The organism is Polyangiaceae bacterium (genome assembly GCA_015075635.1).
GTDB lineage: Bacteria > Myxococcota_A > Polyangia > Polyangiales > Polyangiaceae > JADJKB01.
In genome coordinates this window covers 1708871-1725941 of the sequence record JABTUA010000001.1, presented here as the reverse complement: position 1 = coordinate 1725941, position 17071 = coordinate 1708871, and the positions used below count along the sequence as shown (strand labels likewise).

Sequence of the window (17071 nt, the reverse complement as noted above, 5' to 3'; positions counted from 1 at the left end):
AATCGCGCATTTCGGCGGCGCGACAAAGGGTGTTAAAACCCGGCCCGGCCGTGGCTCGGGTGCGAGCAAACGGGCTCGCTCGGCCGCGTGGTTTTTTTAACGAGGGAAAATGAAAAGCTCCGGTCTCGCCTCTCTCTCCCTGCTCGGCTCTCTCACCTTCGCTTCCAGTGTCCTGGCGCAGCAACCGCTGCCGCCGCCACCCGAAGGTGGTCAGCCCGCCCCCGGCGCGGAGCCCGCGCCCGCGCCCGCCGCGCCGACTCCGGCACCGGGTGCGCAGCCCGGCTGGGGCGCCCCTCCGGCTGGCGGCGCACCGGCGGGAGATCCGAACGCGGCTGGCGCGAGCGGCAGCGCGAGCTGGTCGCTCGGCAGCGGTATGCAGACGAGCGGCGAAGCGAGCGGAGCCGGCGGTGGCGAGATGGATCCGGAGACGGAGCGCCAGTGGCGCCGCACGTCGCTGATGATCCAGAACAACCTCGCCGCTTCGACCGGGCTCCTGCACACCTCGTACGCCGGCTCCGGCGCTCCGGGGTCGCTGCGCGTCGGCTTCATCACCAGCTACTTCACCGGCACCGGCTTCCTGTGCGAAGGCGGCCGCTGCAACTACAACACCTCCAACAACCCGGCGGGCGCCACGGCCGACGACGAGGTCACGCGCATCGGCGCCCACCTCAGCATGAACGCGACGCTCTTGCCGTTCCTGGAGGCCTATCTCGGCTTCCACGCCACGGCGACGGAGAACGATCAAAGCCGCCCGCGCCTGCTCCAGGTGCTCGGCGACACCAACATCGGCCTGAAGGGCTTCATGCCCTGGCAGCCGGACTCGGTCTTCTCGGTGGGCGGCGAGCTTCAGCTCTGGCTCCTGAACGGCACGGGCGGCGTCGGCCTCGACGGCTCGGGCACCAGCTACGCCATCCGCGGCCTGGCCACCGCCGATCTGAACAACCACACCAACCCCGACGACCGCATCCCGCTGAAGATCAACGCCAACCTCGGCTACAAGTTCGACAACTCGGGCGAGCTGGTGGGCGACACCGAGAAGGCGCGCAACGGGCAGAAGATCACGCGCATCGAGCGCTACGGCCTCGACATCAACCGCGTTGACACCTTTCAGATCGGCCTCGGCCTCGAGGGCATGTTCGACTACGTGCGGCCGTTCGCGGAGTGGACCATCGACGTACCGATGAACCGCCAGGACTACGTGTGTAACGAGAGCCGCAAGGAGGTGGGCGACGGCTGCTTGGGTACCGACGCCGGCTTCGGCAGCTCGCCTTCTCGCATCACGCTGGGCGCGCGCGCCTATCCGGGCATCGACGGCCTGAGCTTGCTCGCCGCCTTCGACATCGGCACCGGCGCCACCTCGAACTTCATCCAGGAGGTCGCGCCCGAGTCGCCGTGGACCCTGTACCTGGGCCTGGGCTGGGCGGCGGACACCAAGAAGGAGCCCCCCATCATCAAGGAGGTGCAGGTCGAGAAGCCCGCGGTCGCGCCGGTCGCCGCCGACCGCTACGTCGCCGGCACGGTGGTCGAGAAGGGCGCGAACACGCCGGTGGGCGGCGCCATCATCCGCTTCGACGGCCGCAACCTGACCGGCATGGTCGCGAACGACGACGGCACCTTCCGCACCATCGACCTCGAGCCCGGCACCTACACCTTCACGGTGAAGGCCGACGGCTACCGCGACGGCCAGTGCCAGGCGACCATCCCCGCCGCCGGAATGGGCGCCGCCCCGGCCTTCGGCGCGCCGCCGGGCTACACCGCTCCGGCCTATCCGGGCGCTGCCCCAGCGGGACCGGGCATGGCGCCGGCCCCCGCCAACCAGCCGACCATCGTCAACATGACCTGCGAGCTCGAGGCGCTGCCGAAGGTCGGCAACATCATCGGCGGTCTGGTCGATGGCGAGAACAACCAACCCGTGGCCACCGCGAGCGTGAAGATCACCGACAAGCTGAATCGCGAGCTCGAGCTCGCGGCCGACGCCTCGGGCGCCTTCCGCTTCGAGAACGTGCCGCCGGGCCCGGCCAAGATCACGGTCACGGCCAACGGCTACTTCACCAGCGTGACCGAGCTGGAGGTCAAGCCGCAGGAAGATCTGAAGGCGACCATCTCCCTCAACAAGCGCCCGAAGGCGCCGAACGTCACGGTGGTGGCCAACGAGGTGAAGCTGAAGAAGCAGGTCCACTTCGCCCACGACGCGGCGACCATCGAGCCCGACTCGCACGCGCTGCTCGAGGAGATCGCCGACGTGCTCAAGAACCGGGCCGAGATCGCCAAGATCGAGATCCAGGGCCACACCGACAACACCGGCTCGCCGGTCTACAACCAGCGCCTGAGCCAGCAGCGCGCCGACGCGGTCCGCGACGCGCTGGTCAAGCTCGGAGTCGATGGCAGCCGCCTCGACGCCAAGGGCTACGGCCAGGACAAGCCGCTGGTGCCCAACGTCTCGCCGGCCAACCGCGCGCGGAACCGCCGCGTGCAGCTGATGATCACCCAGAAGAAGTGATCCCCGAAGCAGGCGCCCGCATCCCGCGCTATCCTCGCGAGATGCGGGCGCTCTCGTTTTTGTGCGTGCTCAGCTGCGTGGCCGGCTGCGCCGACGACGCGGGACCCGAGGACGAAGGCGCTCCCCAGCCGGCGCCGCCGGAGGCGGCCGGCCCCTACGCCATCGGCGTGACCACGGTGGAGGTGCAGAGTGGCGACCGCACGCTGCCCGTCGAGGTCTGGTACCCCGCGCGGGGCGGGGGCGAGCCCGCAGAGTACGTGCTGAAGGTCGGCGTGCTCGAGCTGGCGCGCCTGCCCTCGCCGCGCGGAGCGCGGCGCGACGCCCAGCTCGACCGACGCGGAGCCCCCTACCCGGCCGTGGTCTTCTCCCACGGCAACGGCGGCACCCGCATCCAGAGCGTCTACCTGACGGAGTACCTGGTGACCCATGGCTTCGTCGTGGCGGCGCCGGATCACGTCGGAAACACCTTCGCGGAGCAGGTCAACAAGGCCCTGGCCATCCCGCCGGCAGAAGCGGCGGCGCTGCGCCCGGGCGACGTCTCCCGCGCGCTGGACGCCTTGCTCGAGCGGTCCGATGCGCCGGACGGGACGCTCTCGGGCTCGACGGACGCCTCGCGCCTGGGCGTGGCCGGCCACAGCTTCGGCGGCTACACCACGCTGCGCGTCGCCGGTGCGACCATCGACACCGCCGCCGTGCTCGCGGAGTGCCTGGCCGGAGGCGGCCTGATCTGCGACGGCTGGGAGAACGTCGAGATGCCGGCGTCCCACGCGGATCCGCGCTTCGTCTCGGCTTTGGCCCACGCCCCCGGCGGCGCGCAGGCCATGTATGGGGGCAACCGCAACGGCTTCGCCGACGTGTCCATGCCGGTGATGATCCAGGGCGGCACGACGGACGCGATCACCCCCTGGGCCACGGAGCAAGAGGCCCCCTTCGACTCCTTGCCCGCCCCCAAGAGCCTGCTCGGCATCGAGAAGGCCGGGCACTTCACCTTCTCGGACATGTGCCTGCTCATCGAAGAGCTCGGCTTGACGGTGCAAGAGTTCGACGACGGCTGCGGGCCGAGCAACATCCCGTTCGCCGAAGCCCATGCCATCATCGACCGCTATTCGACGGCGTGGTTCCAGCGCACCCTGCTCGGGGTGGACGTCTCGAACGTCCTCGACCCGAGCGCCCCGCTCGGACCAGGCGTGGCATCGTTCGAGTCGAAGTAGTGTATCGTGAACGCCAACGCGGAGGTCGGCTGATGCGGGTGTTCCACGTCGTCTTGGTGTTGGGCGCGCTCCTGGCGTGCAAGAACAAGGGGAACGAGCAGCAGCAGCAGCCACAGCCGGCGGTGGAGCTCCCCCCGCCGGCCTCGCCCCCGCCAGCGGTCGTGGAGGCACCAGCGGCGACGAGCTGCGCACGCCTCGGCCTCTACTACACGCTCGGCGGTGGCGTGCAGAAGGGCGGCGTGAACATCAGCTGCGACGGCAAGTGCAACGACCTCGAGGAGAAGGACGACGGCGCCAAGCTGAAGGCGAGCTGCCTGGTCAACTGCAGTGCCATCGGCTCCGCGCGCTCGAAGTTCGCGGGCTCGCTCAACGTCAACCTGGACCTGAACCGCTCCGAGAAGGATCCGATGCGCTACTCCGGCACCATCGGCGACGGCAAATCGTCGCCGAACCCCGTGAGCCTCACGTTCAAGCAGAAGTACACCGAGGCCAACGGGCAGATGACCGAGAAGAACATGCGCTGGAGCATGACCTTGCGCCCCTGCAAGCAGTGACGGGGCTCACTTCTTCTCTGCCCGGGCCTCGGCCTCGATCTCGTGGAGCAGCTCGTCCACGCGCCGCACGTTGTCGTGACCCAGATCGTAGGTGAAGCGCAGCTCGGGCAGCTTGCGCAGGTCGAGCCGCGGGCCGAGCCCACGCTTGAGCCGGCTCGACGCGTGACCGAGCGCTCGGAGCAGCGCCTTCTGCGCCTTCGGATCGGACTCCTCGGCGAGTGAACGCACCGACAGGGTCGCCACCGAGAGGTCATCGCTCACGTCCACCTCGGTGATCACCACCGTGGACAGGCGCTCGTCGCCCAGCTCGCGGAGCAGCTCCGTCAGGTGCATGCGCACGAGGCCCGCCACGCGGTCCGCTCGGCGTCCGCCCCGGCTCACTTCTGACCCCACTTCTCGGCTAAATCGGCGAAGTCGCCCGGCGGGTTCGAGCGCGAGCCCTCGGCCCGAGACTCGATGCCGCCGCGGATCCCTTCGCCGCCCTCGCCGAACGAGAGCACCTCGGTGCGTACGTCTGCGAGCACGCCGTCGGGCAGAGAGCTCGCCAGCTCCGTCAGCTGGGAAATCACGCTGACGCAGTAGGCGGAGTCCCGCGCGACCGTCACCGCGCCCAGGGTCGCCACCTGGTGGCGCTCCACGTCCCCGACCTCGGAGATGCTAACGGGCAGGCGCGCCCGCGCGCGCTCCTTGAAGCTCTTGACGACCTGGCGCCGGTCCTTGAGCGAGCGGGCGCCGGGGATCTGAAGAACCAAGCGTGCAACTCCTACGAACATGTTCGTGCGAAATCACAAAGTCTGCTTCACTTCTTCCATCTCGAAGAACTCGATGAAGTCGCCCTCTTTCAGGTCGTTGTAGCCCTCGAGGCCGATACCGCAGTCGAAGCCTTCCTTGACCTCGCGGGCGTCGTCCTTGAAGCGCTTCAGACTCGAGACCTTGCCGCTCCAGACCACCGTGCCGTCGCGGACCAGACGCGCGGTGGCGCTGCGGCGGGCGAGTCCCTGGACCACCATGCTGCCGGCGATGGTGCCCGCCTTGCTGAGCTTGAAGACCTGGCGGACCTCGGCCTTGCCGAGCTCCTTCTCGACCAGCGTCGGGGCGAGCAGGCCTTCCATGGCGGCCTTCACGTCGTCGACCACGTTGTAGATGATGCTGTACTGGCGGATCTGCACGCCTTCCTGCTGAGCCAGGCCGGTGGCCTTGCCCGCGGGGCGCACGTTGAATCCGATGATGATGCCCTTGGCGGCGACGGCCAGGTTCACGTCGCCTTCGGTGATGGCACCGACCGCGGCGTGCACCACGCTGACCTTCACCTTGTTGGTGCTCATCTTCACCAGCGCGTCGCGCAGCGCTTCCACGGAGCCCTGCACGTCCGCCTTGATGATCAGCTTGAGCTCCAGCTGATCGGTCTCGGACATTGCCTTGGCCAGATCCTCGAGCGAGACACGGGCCGTCCCCGGCATCAGGCTGCGCCGCTCCTTGACCTTGCGGCTCTCGGCGATCTCCTGCGCCTTCTTGACGTCCTTGATGACGTGGACGGGGTCACCCGCCGAGGGGACGTCGTCCAGACCGATCACGCTCACAGGCGTCGCCGGGCCCGCCGTCGCGACCATGCGGCCACGATCGTCGAGCATCGCGCGCACCTTGCCCCAGGCCGCACCGGCCAGGATGGTGTCGCCGCGGTTGAGGGTGCCGTCCTGAACCAGGATGGTCGCCACCGGACCGCGCCCGCGGTCGAGCTCGGCCTCGACCACCACGCCGGTGGCGGGCTTCTCCGGGTTGGCCCGGAGCTCGAGCACCTCGGACTGCAGCACCACCTTCTCGAGCAGGTCGTCGATGCCGGCGCCGGTGTGCGCGCTGACCTCGGCGAACATGGCGTCGCCGCCCCACTCCTCGGGCACCAGGCCGTGCTCGGACAGCTCGCGCCGCGCGCGCTCGGGCTGAGCGTCGGGCTTGTCGCACTTGTTGATGGCGACGATGATCGGCACCTGAGCGGCCTTGGCGTGGTTCAGCGCCTCGACCGTCTGCGGCATCACGCCGTCGTCCGCCGCGACCACCAGGATGACGACGTCGGTGGTCTGCGCGCCGCGGGCGCGCATCGCCGTGAACGCCTCGTGACCGGGCGTGTCGAGGAACGTCAGCTTGCCGTGAGGTGTGTCCACCGAGTAGGCGCCGATGTGCTGGGTGATGCCCCCGGCCTCTCCGGCGACGACGTTCGCCTTGCGGATCTTGTCGAGCAGGCTGGTCTTGCCGTGGTCCACGTGACCCATGACGGTGACGACCGGCGGCCGTCCCACGCTGTTCTGGTCCTCCTCGGTCTCGAGGCCCTGGGCCGCGACGAGCGCGTCCTCCTCGCTCACCGCCACGTCCGAGACCTCCCAGCCGAACTCGCTGGCGACGATCTTCGCGGTGTCCGCGTCGAGGGTGCTGTTGATGTTCACGCCCGTCATGCCCAGGCGCATCAGCTTCATCAGCACCTCGGTCGCCTTGATGCCCATGCGACCGGCCAACGTCTGCAGGTTGGTCGAGCCCTCGATCTTGACGACCTTCTTGTGGGCCGAGCGCTCCTGCGTCACGACCTGGCCGGTGCCCTTCGGCTTGACGAACTGGCCGATTCCGCGGCCGCGCATCTGCCCGGGACGACCGCCCATGGGCCGTCCCATCGGGCCGCCCATGCCTGGACCGCCACGCTGCCCGCGGGCGCCGAGCCCGGTTCCGGCCTTGGCGTCGTACTGCACGCGGCGCGGAGTCGGCTGAGTGCGCGCCGGCATGGTCACGCCCGGCCGACCCTCCCAGACCTCGATGCCGGTCTTGGGTGGGCTGGACGGACGCGGCGCCGGAGGCGGCGTCGGGGACGGAGCGGGCGCGGCCTCCACGGGCGGCGGCGCGGCTTCCACCGGCGGCGCCACTGCTTCTACCGGCGGCGGCGGAGCCTCGACGACCGGAGCCGACGGCAGAGGCGCCGAAGCAGGCGGCTGCGCCTCCACCGACGGCGGCGCGACCTCCTCGACGCTGGGCGGGGGCTCCATCGCTGGCGGCGGCGGCTCGTGGCGCGGCGCGCTCGGCAGGGGCGGCGGCGCGGCCTGCGGAGCCGACTTCAGCACCACGTCGGCCGCGCGCGGCGACGACGCGGCGACCGGCGACGAGCGCAGGGTGTCCACCCCGACGTCGGTCACCTTCACCTCGCCGGCGGGACGCGCCGGCGCACGGCGCTTCACGACGGTGGGGCGAATGCGCTCTTCGGCCGCCTTCGGCGCGGCCTGCTTCTCGAGATGTCGACGGACACGCTCGACGGCATCCGGTCCGACCACGCTCATGTGGTTACGCACGTCGGACACCCCAATCGACTGGAGCAAAGCCACCAGAGCTTTGTTTTCCATGCCCAGATCGCGGGCGATCTCGTAGACACGCATCTTCGTCATTCCTCCGTGGGCAAATCCCCACCGGCTTCGTCTCGTGCTGTTGGCTCCGCCGTGTGAGCCCAGTCGATGGTCTGTGCGAGGGCGCGGCCGAGCCCCGAGTCGAGCACGGCCACTATCCCCGTCTCGTTTCGGCGCGTGACGCGACCGAGCTCACTCTTGGTCCCCCATGCTCGAGCGAGCCCGCGGGCGACGGCGGCTCGAACCTCTTGGGCCTCTGCCGCCGCGCGGGCGTCGGTCGCCACGATCAGCAAGCGAGCCTTCGAGCTGCCGAGCGCCTCCTTGACCTCGTTCACCCCGACCGCGAGCTGCCGCGCACCGAGCGCCGCTCCGAGCAGGCTCTGGACCCGGCGATCGGCGGCGGCGCGGATTCGAGCCGCCAGCTCGGCGGCATCCGCTTGCACCGGGGCGCGGAAGCTCTTCGCGAAGCCGCGCTTGGCCGCCGCGCCGAGGCAGTCGGTCCTCGGGTGTACCCAGGCGCCACGCCCGCTCTGCTTGCCGGACAGCACCGGCCCGAGCTCACCGTCTGGTCCGAGCACGAAGCGCACCAGCTCCTCCGGGGCTGCCTCTTTCTGGCAGCCCACGCAAGTGCGGCTGGAACCGCTCGGCGCTCGGGCTTCGGACATGGTGAGCATGGGCCGCGCTCGCCTCACTCCTCCAGGGCGGCCGGGGCGGGGGCCGGGGCCGCCTGCGCCTCGGCGGCGAACTTCGCCCGCGCCAGGTCGATTTCCTTTGCCTCGTGATCGAGGAAGAACTGCGCGCCTTGCTGGATCAGTCGGGCCTTCTTGATGCCGAGGCCGGTGCGGATGGCCAGGCGGTCCGCGTCCTCGCGTGCCAGCTCGGCCACCGTCTTGTAGCCGGCCTCCTCGACCAGCTGCGCGGTGCGCAGGCCGACGCCGCGGACGAAGCGCAGCTTCTCCTTTTCGGTCAGCGGCTCCGGACGGCTGGCGGTCTGCTCGATGCGCTCGCGCCGCATGCGCTCCATGCTCGACTCCGCCCGCTCCTTCAGGGACTGAGCGGCCTCGGGCGTGCCGACGCCCTGGATGCTCACGAGCTCCGCCACGTCGGCCTCGGCGATCTCCTCCAGCGCACGGAAGCCCAGGCGATACATCGCGCGAGCCAGGTCCTCGTCGACTCCGTCGATCTGCCGGAGCGCCTGGAGCGCCTCCTCTTCCATCTGCTTGAACTTGCTCTCGCTGATGATGTCGAGCTTCCAGCCCGTGAGCTGGGAGGCGAGGCGCACGTTCTGGCCCTTGCGGCCGATGGCCAAGCTGAGCTTCTCGTCCGGCACCACGAGCTCCATGCGGTGGTCAGCCTCGTCGACGATGACCTTGTTGACCTCGGCCGGCTGAATCGCGTTGATGATGTAGCGAGCCGGATCCTTGTCGAACGGCACGATGTCGATCTTCTCGCCGCGCAGCTCCTGAACCACGGCCTGCACGCGCGAGCCCTTGATGCCCACGCAAGCGCCCACCGGGTCGACGTCCGAGTCACGGGTCGTGACCGCGATCTTGCTGCGGCTGCCAGGCTCGCGAGCCACGCCCACGATCTTGACGATGCCCTCGTAGATCTCCGGGACCTCGGCCTCGAACAGCTTGTCGACCAAGGGCGGGGCCGAGCGGCTCAGGATGATCATCGGACCGCGCGCCTCGCGGTCGATGTCCTTCACGAACGCCACGATGCGGTCTCCGGGGCGGTAGGTCTCCCGCGGCGTCTGCTCGCGAGCCGGCAGGATGCCCTCGGTGCGCCCGAGATCCACCACGATGTTGTGGCCCTTCTCGAAGCGCCGGACGATGCCGCGGATCAGCTGACCCTGGCGGTCCTTGTACTCGTTGTAGATGATGTCGCGCTCGGCGTCGCGCACGCGCTGGAGCAGCACCTGCTTGGCGGTCTGCGCCGCGATGCGACCGAAGGTGCTGCGCGCCTGTTTCATGTCGAGCACCGCGCCGAACTCCTTGTCCTGCTGCCGGGCCTTCTCGGCGTCACGCGGGTGCCAGAACACCTGAAAGCCGAGCTCTTCGCCGATCTCGGCTTCGAGCCCGTGCTTCTTGGCCACGTCGATGGCGATCTCCCGCTCCGGGTCGGCCACCTCCTCGACCACCGTCATGTACTGGAACAGGTCGATGTGCCCGCTGTCCTCGTTGAAGCGAGCCTCGAGCTCCCGCGTGGGGCCGAAGGCGGCCTGGGCGGCTTTCAGGATGGCGGCCTCCATCGTCTCGATGAGGATCTGCTTGTCGATCCCCTTCTCCTGAGCCACCTGTTCGACGATGCCTCCGAGGTCGTCGCCGAATCCAGCTGAGTGCGCTGCCATTTTCATTGTCTCCGTGATCTGAGCCCCGGGTCAGCGCCCGTGGCCGGATGCCCGTCGTACGGGCCCCTTTCCCTTCGGCTTGCCTTTGCGCGGGGCGCCGCCCCAACTGAAGGTGAGGCGCCCGCTCTCGATCTGCTCGAGCTCGAGGCTCGAGAGCCCCTGCTCCGTCTCGAGCACCACACGGCCCGACTCGTCGAGCCCGTGAAGCGTTCCATGAATCACCCGCTGCCCCGCGACGGCCTCGCGCAGCTTCAGCTTCGCGGATTGCCCCGCGAAGCGCGCGTAGTCCCGCGCCGAGTACAGCGCCCGGTCGAGCCCGGGGGAGCCGACCTCGAGCCGGTAGGCGTGGCTCAACACGTCCGCCACGTCGAGCGCGGCGGAGAGGTCGCGGGAGACGTCGGTGCACAGCTCGATGGTGATGCCCTCGCCGGGGATGCGGCCGTCCGGTCGCTCGATGGTGAGCTCCAGCAACCAGCCGCCGCGATCCGTGCGCCACACGAGCTCGACGCCCTCGACACCGTGCGCACGGAGCACGGGCTCCACCGCAGCGAGCACGCGCTCGCGGTCGAGACCGGGGAGACGTTCATGGGCGACGAGGGTCATGGATGGTTCTTTGGCGACTCGCGAGGCAGGCCACGGCCGTACCCCGCGCTCGAGAAGACCCGAGTTTTCCGGCCGAGATCGCGGGACCCGGCCAAAAAAAAACGGACCCTAGTAGGGGGTCCGTCTGGATCCACCCGAGTTGTCGGCGGGGTATTTAGCCGACGCCGCGGGGGAGCGCAAGCCAGGGAAAAACTACCGGGATTACCGGGGGATGGGCCCGAGAACCGGGGCAGCGCCTCAGCCGGGCTTGGGGCGCGAGCGCATTTTGCGGGGCGGCAGGAGCTCCTCCTGACCCGGGATCTTCTTGGCCATGAAGATCATCGCGTCCAGTTTGATGAAGTGCCGAACCCGGTAGAACTTGAGCGCGGCCTCGTTGTTCTCCGCGACCTCGAGCACCAGGTGCGTACAACCCCGCACTCGCGCCAGGTGCTCCAGCTGCTCGAGCGCGAAGCTGCCCACGCCGTGCCCCTGGTAGGCCGGGTGAACTGCCAGCTCCTCCACGAACAAGGGGCGCATGTCGCGCTTCTCGAAGTAGCGGCTGTTGACCCAGCTGTCCTTGGCGACCTCGAAGGCGCACTCCGAGTAGGCGACGATCTGGCTCTTCGACCCGGCGCCTGTCTCGAACACGAGCTGCTCGATACCTTCCTCTTCGTAGACCTCTTCGAACTGATTGCGCGTGCGGGGACGCTGGTACTCGACCGTCTCGCGGTTGACGTCGCGGAACACCAGCTTCAGGAACTCCCAGACGCGCTTGATGTCGCGCCGGTGCATGCGCCGCACGCGGATCACCGGCGGGGGGTCGGGCGCCGGGGTGGGCGCAGGGGCTGGCGAGGCCGGCTGGGTCTTCCGCCGCGCCATGGCTCACGCCAGGTTCGGCAACGTGACCAGATCGACGTGCAGAACCTCGTCGCTGAACGCCATCATCTCCGCCAGACAGCCTTCGCTCGGGCGGGTGTCGGTGCGGATCTTGGCGCAACCCGCGCGCCCACCTTCGAAGACGGTGTTCTCCAACTCCTGAATGTTGATGGCGTGGCGCTTGAGCACGCCCAGCACGTTGGCGAGCGCGCCGACCTTGTCCAGGAAGCGGACCACGAGCACGTAGCGCCCGCGGGTGTTGGCGGCGATGTTCACCACGTTCGGGACCTCGCCCTTCACCAAGAAGCTGCGCAAGATCCGCACAGTTTCCGCGGCAATCGCCACCTGCGCCTCGTCGGTGGAAGCACCGATGTGAGGCGTCGCGTAGACCAGCCCGGCGTGCAAGATGGCGTTGTCGTAGTCGGCCACCCGCGTGTCCGGCTCGTTCGGCAGGACGTCGAGCCCGACGCGCAGCTCCTTCATCGGCCCGAGCTCGGTGAGCGCCGCGAAGTCCACGAGCCCCGCGTCGGCGGTGTTGATCAGCATGCCGCCGTTCGGCAGCGCGGAGATCACCTCGCGCGAGATGATGCCGCGGGTACGCTCGGTCAGCTCCAGGTGCACGCACAGGATCTCGGAGCGCTTGGCCAGCTCGAGCACGTTCTGCGCCCAGCCGACGCCCAGGTCCGCGGCGCGCGCCGGCACCAGCGACCGGCTCCAGGCGTGGACGTCCATGCCGTAGGCCAAGCCCAGCTTGGCCACGGCGCGGCCGACGTGGCCGAAGCCCACGATGCCCATGCTCCGACCGCGCAGGCCCTTCGCTTTCGCGAACTCCTGCTTGTCCCACTTGCCCGCGCGCAGGCTGCTGACGGCGTCTGGCACGCGCCTGTCCAGGCTGCCGATCAGCGTCATGGTGAGCTCGGCGACACCGGAGGCGTTCTTGCCCGGGGTGTTCGCGACGTAGATTCCGCGCTCGCTGGCGGTCTTGACGTCGATGTTCTTCACGCCGGCCCCAGCGCGGATGATCAGGTTCAGCATCACCCCCGCCTTCATCGCGTCGGCGCGGACCTCCGTGCCACGAACCACCAGCACGTTGACGTCCTTCACCGCGGCGGGCAGCGCGTCTGCGCGGATCTCGGGCTGATACGAGACCTCGACGCCCAACGTGCGCATCTCGTCGAGCGCCGCCGGATTGAGCTTGTCCGCGACCAGGACCTTCATGAGGGCGACGCTTTTATCACGGGCGGGAGAGTTTTGTTACCGGGACGCCCGGACCCCGCGAAAGCCCGTTCAGCGCCTGGGCCCGATGCGGTGCTGGGTCTCTGCGAGGCAGAGCACGAGCTCCCCGCCCGGCGTCTCCGAGAGCAGCGGCGCGAGGCGGGTCTGGGCCTCCGGCGAGAAGCGCGCCTCGAAGCGTCCGTCTTTCACCCGAACGTAGACCGCGTCGTTGTCGCCGACGCACACGGTCGTCGGGTCGAGGCTCTCCTCGCTGCCATCCGAAAGCAGCAAGGTCACGCGGCCCGGCTCGACGCGGAGCGAGTGGACGAAGAACGGCACGTCGTCGACGCTGAAGTAGGTCCAGTCCCAGCCGTTGGTGAGGATGAAGCGGCCGTCGTCCGGGTGGCGGTCGATCCACGAGGCGAACGCGCGCTGCATGCCCGGGTGCTCCACCCGCGCGCCGTCGTGCCAGAAGCGCCCCTCGCGATCCAGTCGGATGCTGCTCTCGCGCGAGCGCCCCTCGGGCGCGGGCCAGCGGAAGAACTCGGGGTGATCGCCGGGCTTCACTTGCCTTGCACGACCTGGGTCAGCGCGCCAGCGGCGACGAGCCCGCGTGATTCGACGCTGCCCGTCGCATCCGGCCAGCGCACCTCCAGCTGAGCCGCGTCGCAAGCGCCGACACCGAAGTGGACGACCAGATCGTTCTGCATGCCGAAGTGGCCGTACCCGCCGCCCACCTCACGCACCATTTTGGTGCCGCCGGCGTTCAGGGTGACGCGCGCACCGACGGCCGCGGCGTTGCTGCCGGGGCCGCCGCGCAGGTCGAGCTCGATCCAGTTGCCCTTGGTGGAGGCGTCGCTCTCGTACAGGTGGACCTCGTTCGTCGCCCAGATCTTGCCGCAGTCGCGCGCGGTGCCGGAGCCGACCACGACGTCCAAGTCGCCGTCGCGGTCGAAGTCCGCGACCGCCAGACCGCTGGCGCAGGGGTGCTTCAGGCCGTAGGTTTCACCCTTCTCCTCGAAGCTGCCGTCCACCTTCTGGTGGAACACCCACAGGTACTGATCGGCGTAGTCGCTCGACGCGACCAGGATCTCGTTGCGACCGTCGTTCTCCAGGTCGGCCGTCGCGGCCATCAGCCCGCCTTCGTTCCAGGAGGGCGTGGGGTGCGGCCAGGCGAGACCCAGCTCCGCGAGGGACGGTCGCGCGTATTTGACGGCGCCGGCGGCGGCGTCGCCCACCAGGAGCCCGCTCGGATCGCTGGACTGCCCGGCCCAGAAGTGACGGATCTCGGCGTTGTACAGGTCGAGCGTGCCGTCCCCGGTGACGTCCGCGCACACCGTGCTGAAGGTGTTGCCGTTGTTCCGCCACGGCATCGAGTCGTACTGGCTCCAGGCGGTGTTCGTGCAGCTGATCACCGGCTGCGGGTTCGCGGGGCACGCCGCGTCGCTGCTCTTGGTGCAGTAGCAGAGGAACATCTGGTTGTCGGTGAAGTCCTGGTTCTCGTCGCCGGCGAAGCCGCTGACCTTGCCCTGCTCGACGAACTTGCCGCTGCCGTCGTTGACGTAGAGCAGATTCCACTGGCGCCCGTAGGCGCTGACCAGGAGATCCATGTCGCCGTCGCCATCGACGTCGCACGAGGTTGCGCCGTAGGCCGGCCGGTGGTTGGTGCCTTCTTCGAGGCCCCAGTCGTCGGTGGTCAAGCCAGAGCTGTCCGTGACCTCCGTGAAGGTGCCGTCGCCGTTGCCCAGGTGCAGCCGCGCCTGCGTGCCGACGTACGAGGTGCCGTAGCTCTCGTACCAGCCGACCACGAACAGGTCGACGTTGCCGTCGCGGTTCACGTCCGCGAAGGTGGCGCCGCTGGTGGGCAGGCCCGTGCTGGCGTGCGGCTCCAGCGGCGGCGCCAAGCTGAAGTGCCCCTTGCCGTCGTTCAGCAGGAGCTCGCTGCGATCGCCGTCGCCGGGTGTCGGCGGCGACTGCACCTTCTTGTTGTCGGTGAAGGTCCCGCTGAACAGATCCAGATCGCCGTCGTTGTCCACGTCGGCGCTGACCACCAGGTGGGCCGCGCGCAGCTCGTTCTGGGCGCCGTCGCGGGGCGTGCCGTAGCCGCTCGCCAGCGTCTCGTCCACGAAGCTGCGTCCGCCGCCGGGAGCGGGGCGGTTCATCAGCACGCGAATCAGCGCGGGCTGGCCGCCGTCGAGCGGGTCCCGCGTGTTGGTGGAGAGCGAGTGGACCACGAGGTCGGGATAGCCGTCGCCGTCGAGATCCGCGGCCACCAGCCGGTTGCCGTTGACACCGCTGAGCCCCCACTCGGCCGTGCGCTTGGTGAAGGTCGGCTCGCCCGAGACCGCGTGCGCGTCGCAGGCCGGCGGGCTCCCGGCGCCGCCGCCCGTACCGCCGGCGCTGCCGCCGCTGCCCCCGCTGCCAGCGCCGCTCCCCGACTCGGAGCCGCAAGAGAGGGAGGCCATCCCGAACACGAGAGCTCCCACCGAAAACACAGTCCTTCGCATGTACGCACCCCGCGCGCCTGGCGCCCGCCTCACTTAGCACGGGCGATCAGAATTTCAATGCGGCACCAGCGCCCCGCGCCGCATCAGCCCGGCCAGCATCCGGATCACGTCCCGTCGCGGGATGCCGGAGGCGTCGATCACCTCCTGGATCGTGACGCCGCCCTCGGCGCAGGAGAGCACGAACGCCGCCTTGCTCGACAGGTTCAGCTTCTTCGGGTCGCGAGCGACGTCGGTGATCTCCAAGCGGCGGTCCAGAGGCCCGACCCGCGCCTCGAAGATGTGGTCGACCACCGGCATGCCGCTGCGCAGGACCTCGTACATCGCGGAGTTCTTCCCGAACAGCGCCAGCTCGAGCAGCGCCTCGGCGTGGCGCACGGCTTCATCCATTCGGCCGAGCTTGAGGGCGGCCCGCGCCTCTTCGAGCACTTGCTGGGCGCGCAGCACGTTCTTCTCCGAGAGCCCGTCGGGCGAGGGGCTCACGGGCGGCGGCGGGCTGGACGGGCTGCGCGAGATGCGCTCGAAGGGCGGCACGCTCTCGGGCGGCACCGGGCTCGCGCGGGCGGCCGGCGGTGGTTCTGGCGCCGGCGCCGCAGGCTGCGAGCTCGGCGTGCGCGACGGCCGGCGGGACACCGGCGTGAAGTGCTCGATGCGATGTTCCGCCGGCGTGGGCGGCGGGGTCCGGCCCGACTGAATGAGCGGAGCCTTGGGCGGACCCGAAGGGTGAGCCGAGGGGCTCGTCGCGCGCTCGGCGGTCACCTTCCGGGCCGCGAGCGGCGTCGGCTGCTCGTGGCGGGCGGCCGAGGTGGGAATGCGCTCCTCCGCCGCCGGGGGGCTCGTTTCGCTATAGGTGCCGAGCGACGCCGGAGCCGTGCGTCGCTCCTCCGGCGGCAGCGTGGTCGCGATCTCGGCGCCGCTCATCGCCTGCTCGAGCGCCTGGGCGTATTCGGTCACGGTCGGGTAGCGATCGGCGGGCAGCTTCGCCATGGCGCGCATCACCACGGCTCCGATCGCGCTGGGCACCCAGGGGGCGACCCTGGTCAGCGGCTCGGGATTCGCCGCGATGACCCGCGTCATGATCTCGACCGGCTCCTCGCCAGGGAACGGCGACTGCCCGGAGAGCATCTCGTAGGTGATGGCCGCCAGCGCGAACTCGTCCACGCGGTGATCGACCTCGCGCTCGCCCCGGGCCTGCTCCGGCGCCATGTACGCCGGCGTGCCGATCACCATGTTCTGCGCGGTGAGGCGGCGCCCCGCGCCGCGCACCTTGCTGATGCCGAAATCGAGGACCTTGGCGAACTCCTTCTCGCCGGTGACCCGGACCAGGAACACGTTTTCCGGCTTCAAATCCCGGTGCACGATGCCCTTCTCGTGCGTGCTGGCGAGGGCGGACGCGACCTGCGACGCGATGCGGACGGCGGTGGCCAGCGGCAAGCGCCGCTCGCGCTCGAGGCGCTCGGCCAAGGTGTCGCCGTCCAGGTACTCCATGACCAGGAACGGGTCGTGCTGCTCCGTCTCGTCCACGTCGAAGACCTGCACGATGTGCGGGTGCCCCAGGCTGCCCACGACCTCCGCCTCCCGGCGGAAGCGCTCGATGACCTCTGCGTGACGCGCGTACTGGGAGAGCAGGACCTTGATGGCGACGCGTCGCTTCAGCCGCACGTGCTCGCCCTCGTAGACGACGCCCATGCCGCCTTCGGCGATCTTCCGGACGACCTGATAGGTCCCCTTCAACGTGGTGCCCACCAGCGGGTCGGCGGGACGCAAGCCAGTGTCGGCCGAGTGGCCGGCGTCGTGAGCGTGTCCTTCGTCGCTCACGCTGCCCCCTCCTGGTCCACCTGCTGGCGCATGCGAGAAGCCTGAGGAAAGCACGCTCGCACCCGGGATCAAGCTGGCCGTGCT

The 17071-nt window shown here is 69.6% G+C and carries 14 protein-coding genes; 3 read left to right on the top strand and 11 right to left on the bottom strand.

Annotated elements, in window-relative coordinates:
* Positions 1-109 precede the first annotated feature (109 nt).
* The 3 genes from HS104_07685 to HS104_07675 are packed head-to-tail and all read left to right on the top strand — an operon-like array spanning position 110 to position 4265.
* Positions 110-2500: an OmpA family protein gene (locus HS104_07685; protein MBE7479850.1), complete on the top strand. Its 2391-nt coding sequence runs from the start codon at positions 110-112 to the stop codon at positions 2498-2500.
* Complete coding sequence (locus tag HS104_07680) at positions 2497-3711, top strand: hypothetical protein (protein MBE7479849.1); 1215 nt, start codon at positions 2497-2499, stop codon at positions 3709-3711. The genes HS104_07685 and HS104_07680 overlap by 4 nt, the downstream gene beginning before the upstream one ends.
* Positions 3712-3743: 32 nt before the next feature.
* A complete protein-coding gene (locus tag HS104_07675; GenBank protein ID MBE7479848.1) occupies positions 3744-4265 on the top strand; it encodes a hypothetical protein in 522 nt (173 codons plus the stop codon).
* A 6-nt stretch (positions 4266-4271) separates the two neighbouring features.
* Here HS104_07675 and rbfA read toward each other — a convergent pair whose 3' ends face one another.
* The 11 genes from rbfA to HS104_07620 form a co-directional block, all read right to left on the bottom strand.
* On the bottom strand, positions 4272-4616 hold the full coding sequence (gene rbfA / locus HS104_07670; GenBank protein ID MBE7479847.1) for a 30S ribosome-binding factor RbfA: 345 nt from the start codon (positions 4614-4616) through the stop codon (positions 4272-4274).
* A gap of 26 nt (positions 4617-4642) precedes the next feature.
* Positions 4643-5017, bottom strand: coding sequence for a DUF503 domain-containing protein (locus tag HS104_07665; protein ID MBE7479846.1), 375 nt, complete (start codon positions 5015-5017; stop codon positions 4643-4645).
* Between the two features lie 33 nt (positions 5018-5050).
* A complete protein-coding gene (gene infB, locus HS104_07660) occupies positions 5051-7684 on the bottom strand; it encodes a translation initiation factor IF-2 (GenBank protein ID MBE7479845.1) in 2634 nt (877 codons plus the stop codon).
* Complete coding sequence (locus tag HS104_07655; protein MBE7479844.1) at positions 7681-8307, bottom strand: YlxR family protein; 627 nt, start codon at positions 8305-8307, stop codon at positions 7681-7683. Before HS104_07655 ends, infB begins: the two co-directional genes overlap by 4 nt.
* Before the next feature lie 23 nt (positions 8308-8330).
* Positions 8331-9998: a transcription termination/antitermination protein NusA gene (gene nusA, locus HS104_07650; protein MBE7479843.1), complete on the bottom strand. Its 1668-nt coding sequence runs from the start codon at positions 9996-9998 to the stop codon at positions 8331-8333.
* 24 nt (positions 9999-10022) lie between these two features.
* Positions 10023-10595, bottom strand: coding sequence for a ribosome maturation factor RimP (locus tag HS104_07645; protein ID MBE7479842.1), 573 nt, complete (start codon positions 10593-10595; stop codon positions 10023-10025).
* Between the two features lie 237 nt (positions 10596-10832).
* Positions 10833-11453, bottom strand: a complete 621-nt coding sequence (locus HS104_07640) for a GNAT family N-acetyltransferase (protein MBE7479841.1) — start codon at positions 11451-11453, stop codon at positions 10833-10835.
* A gap of 3 nt (positions 11454-11456) precedes the next feature.
* Positions 11457-12668 carry a D-3-phosphoglycerate dehydrogenase gene (locus HS104_07635; protein ID MBE7479840.1) on the bottom strand — a complete coding sequence of 404 codons (1212 nt, stop codon included), beginning with the start codon at positions 12666-12668 and terminating at the stop codon, positions 11457-11459.
* Positions 12669-12737: 69 nt separating this feature from the next.
* Positions 12738-13232 carry a DUF1285 domain-containing protein gene (locus HS104_07630; protein MBE7479839.1) on the bottom strand — a complete coding sequence of 165 codons (495 nt, stop codon included), beginning with the start codon at positions 13230-13232 and terminating at the stop codon, positions 12738-12740.
* Positions 13229-15130, bottom strand: coding sequence for a CRTAC1 family protein (locus HS104_07625; protein ID MBE7479838.1), 1902 nt, complete (start codon positions 15128-15130; stop codon positions 13229-13231). The genes HS104_07630 and HS104_07625 overlap by 4 nt, the downstream gene beginning before the upstream one ends.
* Positions 15131-15226: 96 nt before the next feature.
* Entirely contained in the window at positions 15227-16987 is a 1761-nt protein-coding gene (locus HS104_07620; GenBank protein ID MBE7479837.1) for a protein kinase, read from the bottom strand.
* Between the last annotated feature and the right edge of the window lie 84 nt (positions 16988-17071).

What these genes read in the sequence shown, in the direction of transcription:
- HS104_07675 (MBE7479848.1), top strand. Translation starts at nt 3,744, where the DNA reads ATGCGGGTGTTCCACGTCGTCTTGGTGTTGGGCGCGCTCCTGGCGTGC.
- HS104_07655 (MBE7479844.1), bottom strand. Translation starts at nt 8,307, where the DNA reads ATGTCCGAAGCCCGAGCGCCGAGCGGTTCCAGCCGCACTTGCGTGGGC.
- HS104_07640 (MBE7479841.1), bottom strand. Translation starts at nt 11,453, where the DNA reads ATGGCGCGGCGGAAGACCCAGCCGGCCTCGCCAGCCCCTGCGCCCACC.
- infB (MBE7479845.1), bottom strand. Translation starts at nt 7,684, where the DNA reads ATGACGAAGATGCGTGTCTACGAGATCGCCCGCGATCTGGGCATGGAA.
- HS104_07625 (MBE7479838.1), bottom strand. Translation starts at nt 15,130, where the DNA reads ATGGCCTCCCTCTCTTGCGGCTCCGAGTCGGGGAGCGGCGCTGGCAGC.
- HS104_07645 (MBE7479842.1), bottom strand. Translation starts at nt 10,595, where the DNA reads ATGACCCTCGTCGCCCATGAACGTCTCCCCGGTCTCGACCGCGAGCGC.
- nusA (MBE7479843.1), bottom strand. Translation starts at nt 9,998, where the DNA reads ATGAAAATGGCAGCGCACTCAGCTGGATTCGGCGACGACCTCGGAGGC.
- HS104_07635 (MBE7479840.1), bottom strand. Translation starts at nt 12,668, where the DNA reads ATGAAGGTCCTGGTCGCGGACAAGCTCAATCCGGCGGCGCTCGACGAG.
- HS104_07685 (MBE7479850.1), top strand. Translation starts at nt 110, where the DNA reads ATGAAAAGCTCCGGTCTCGCCTCTCTCTCCCTGCTCGGCTCTCTCACC.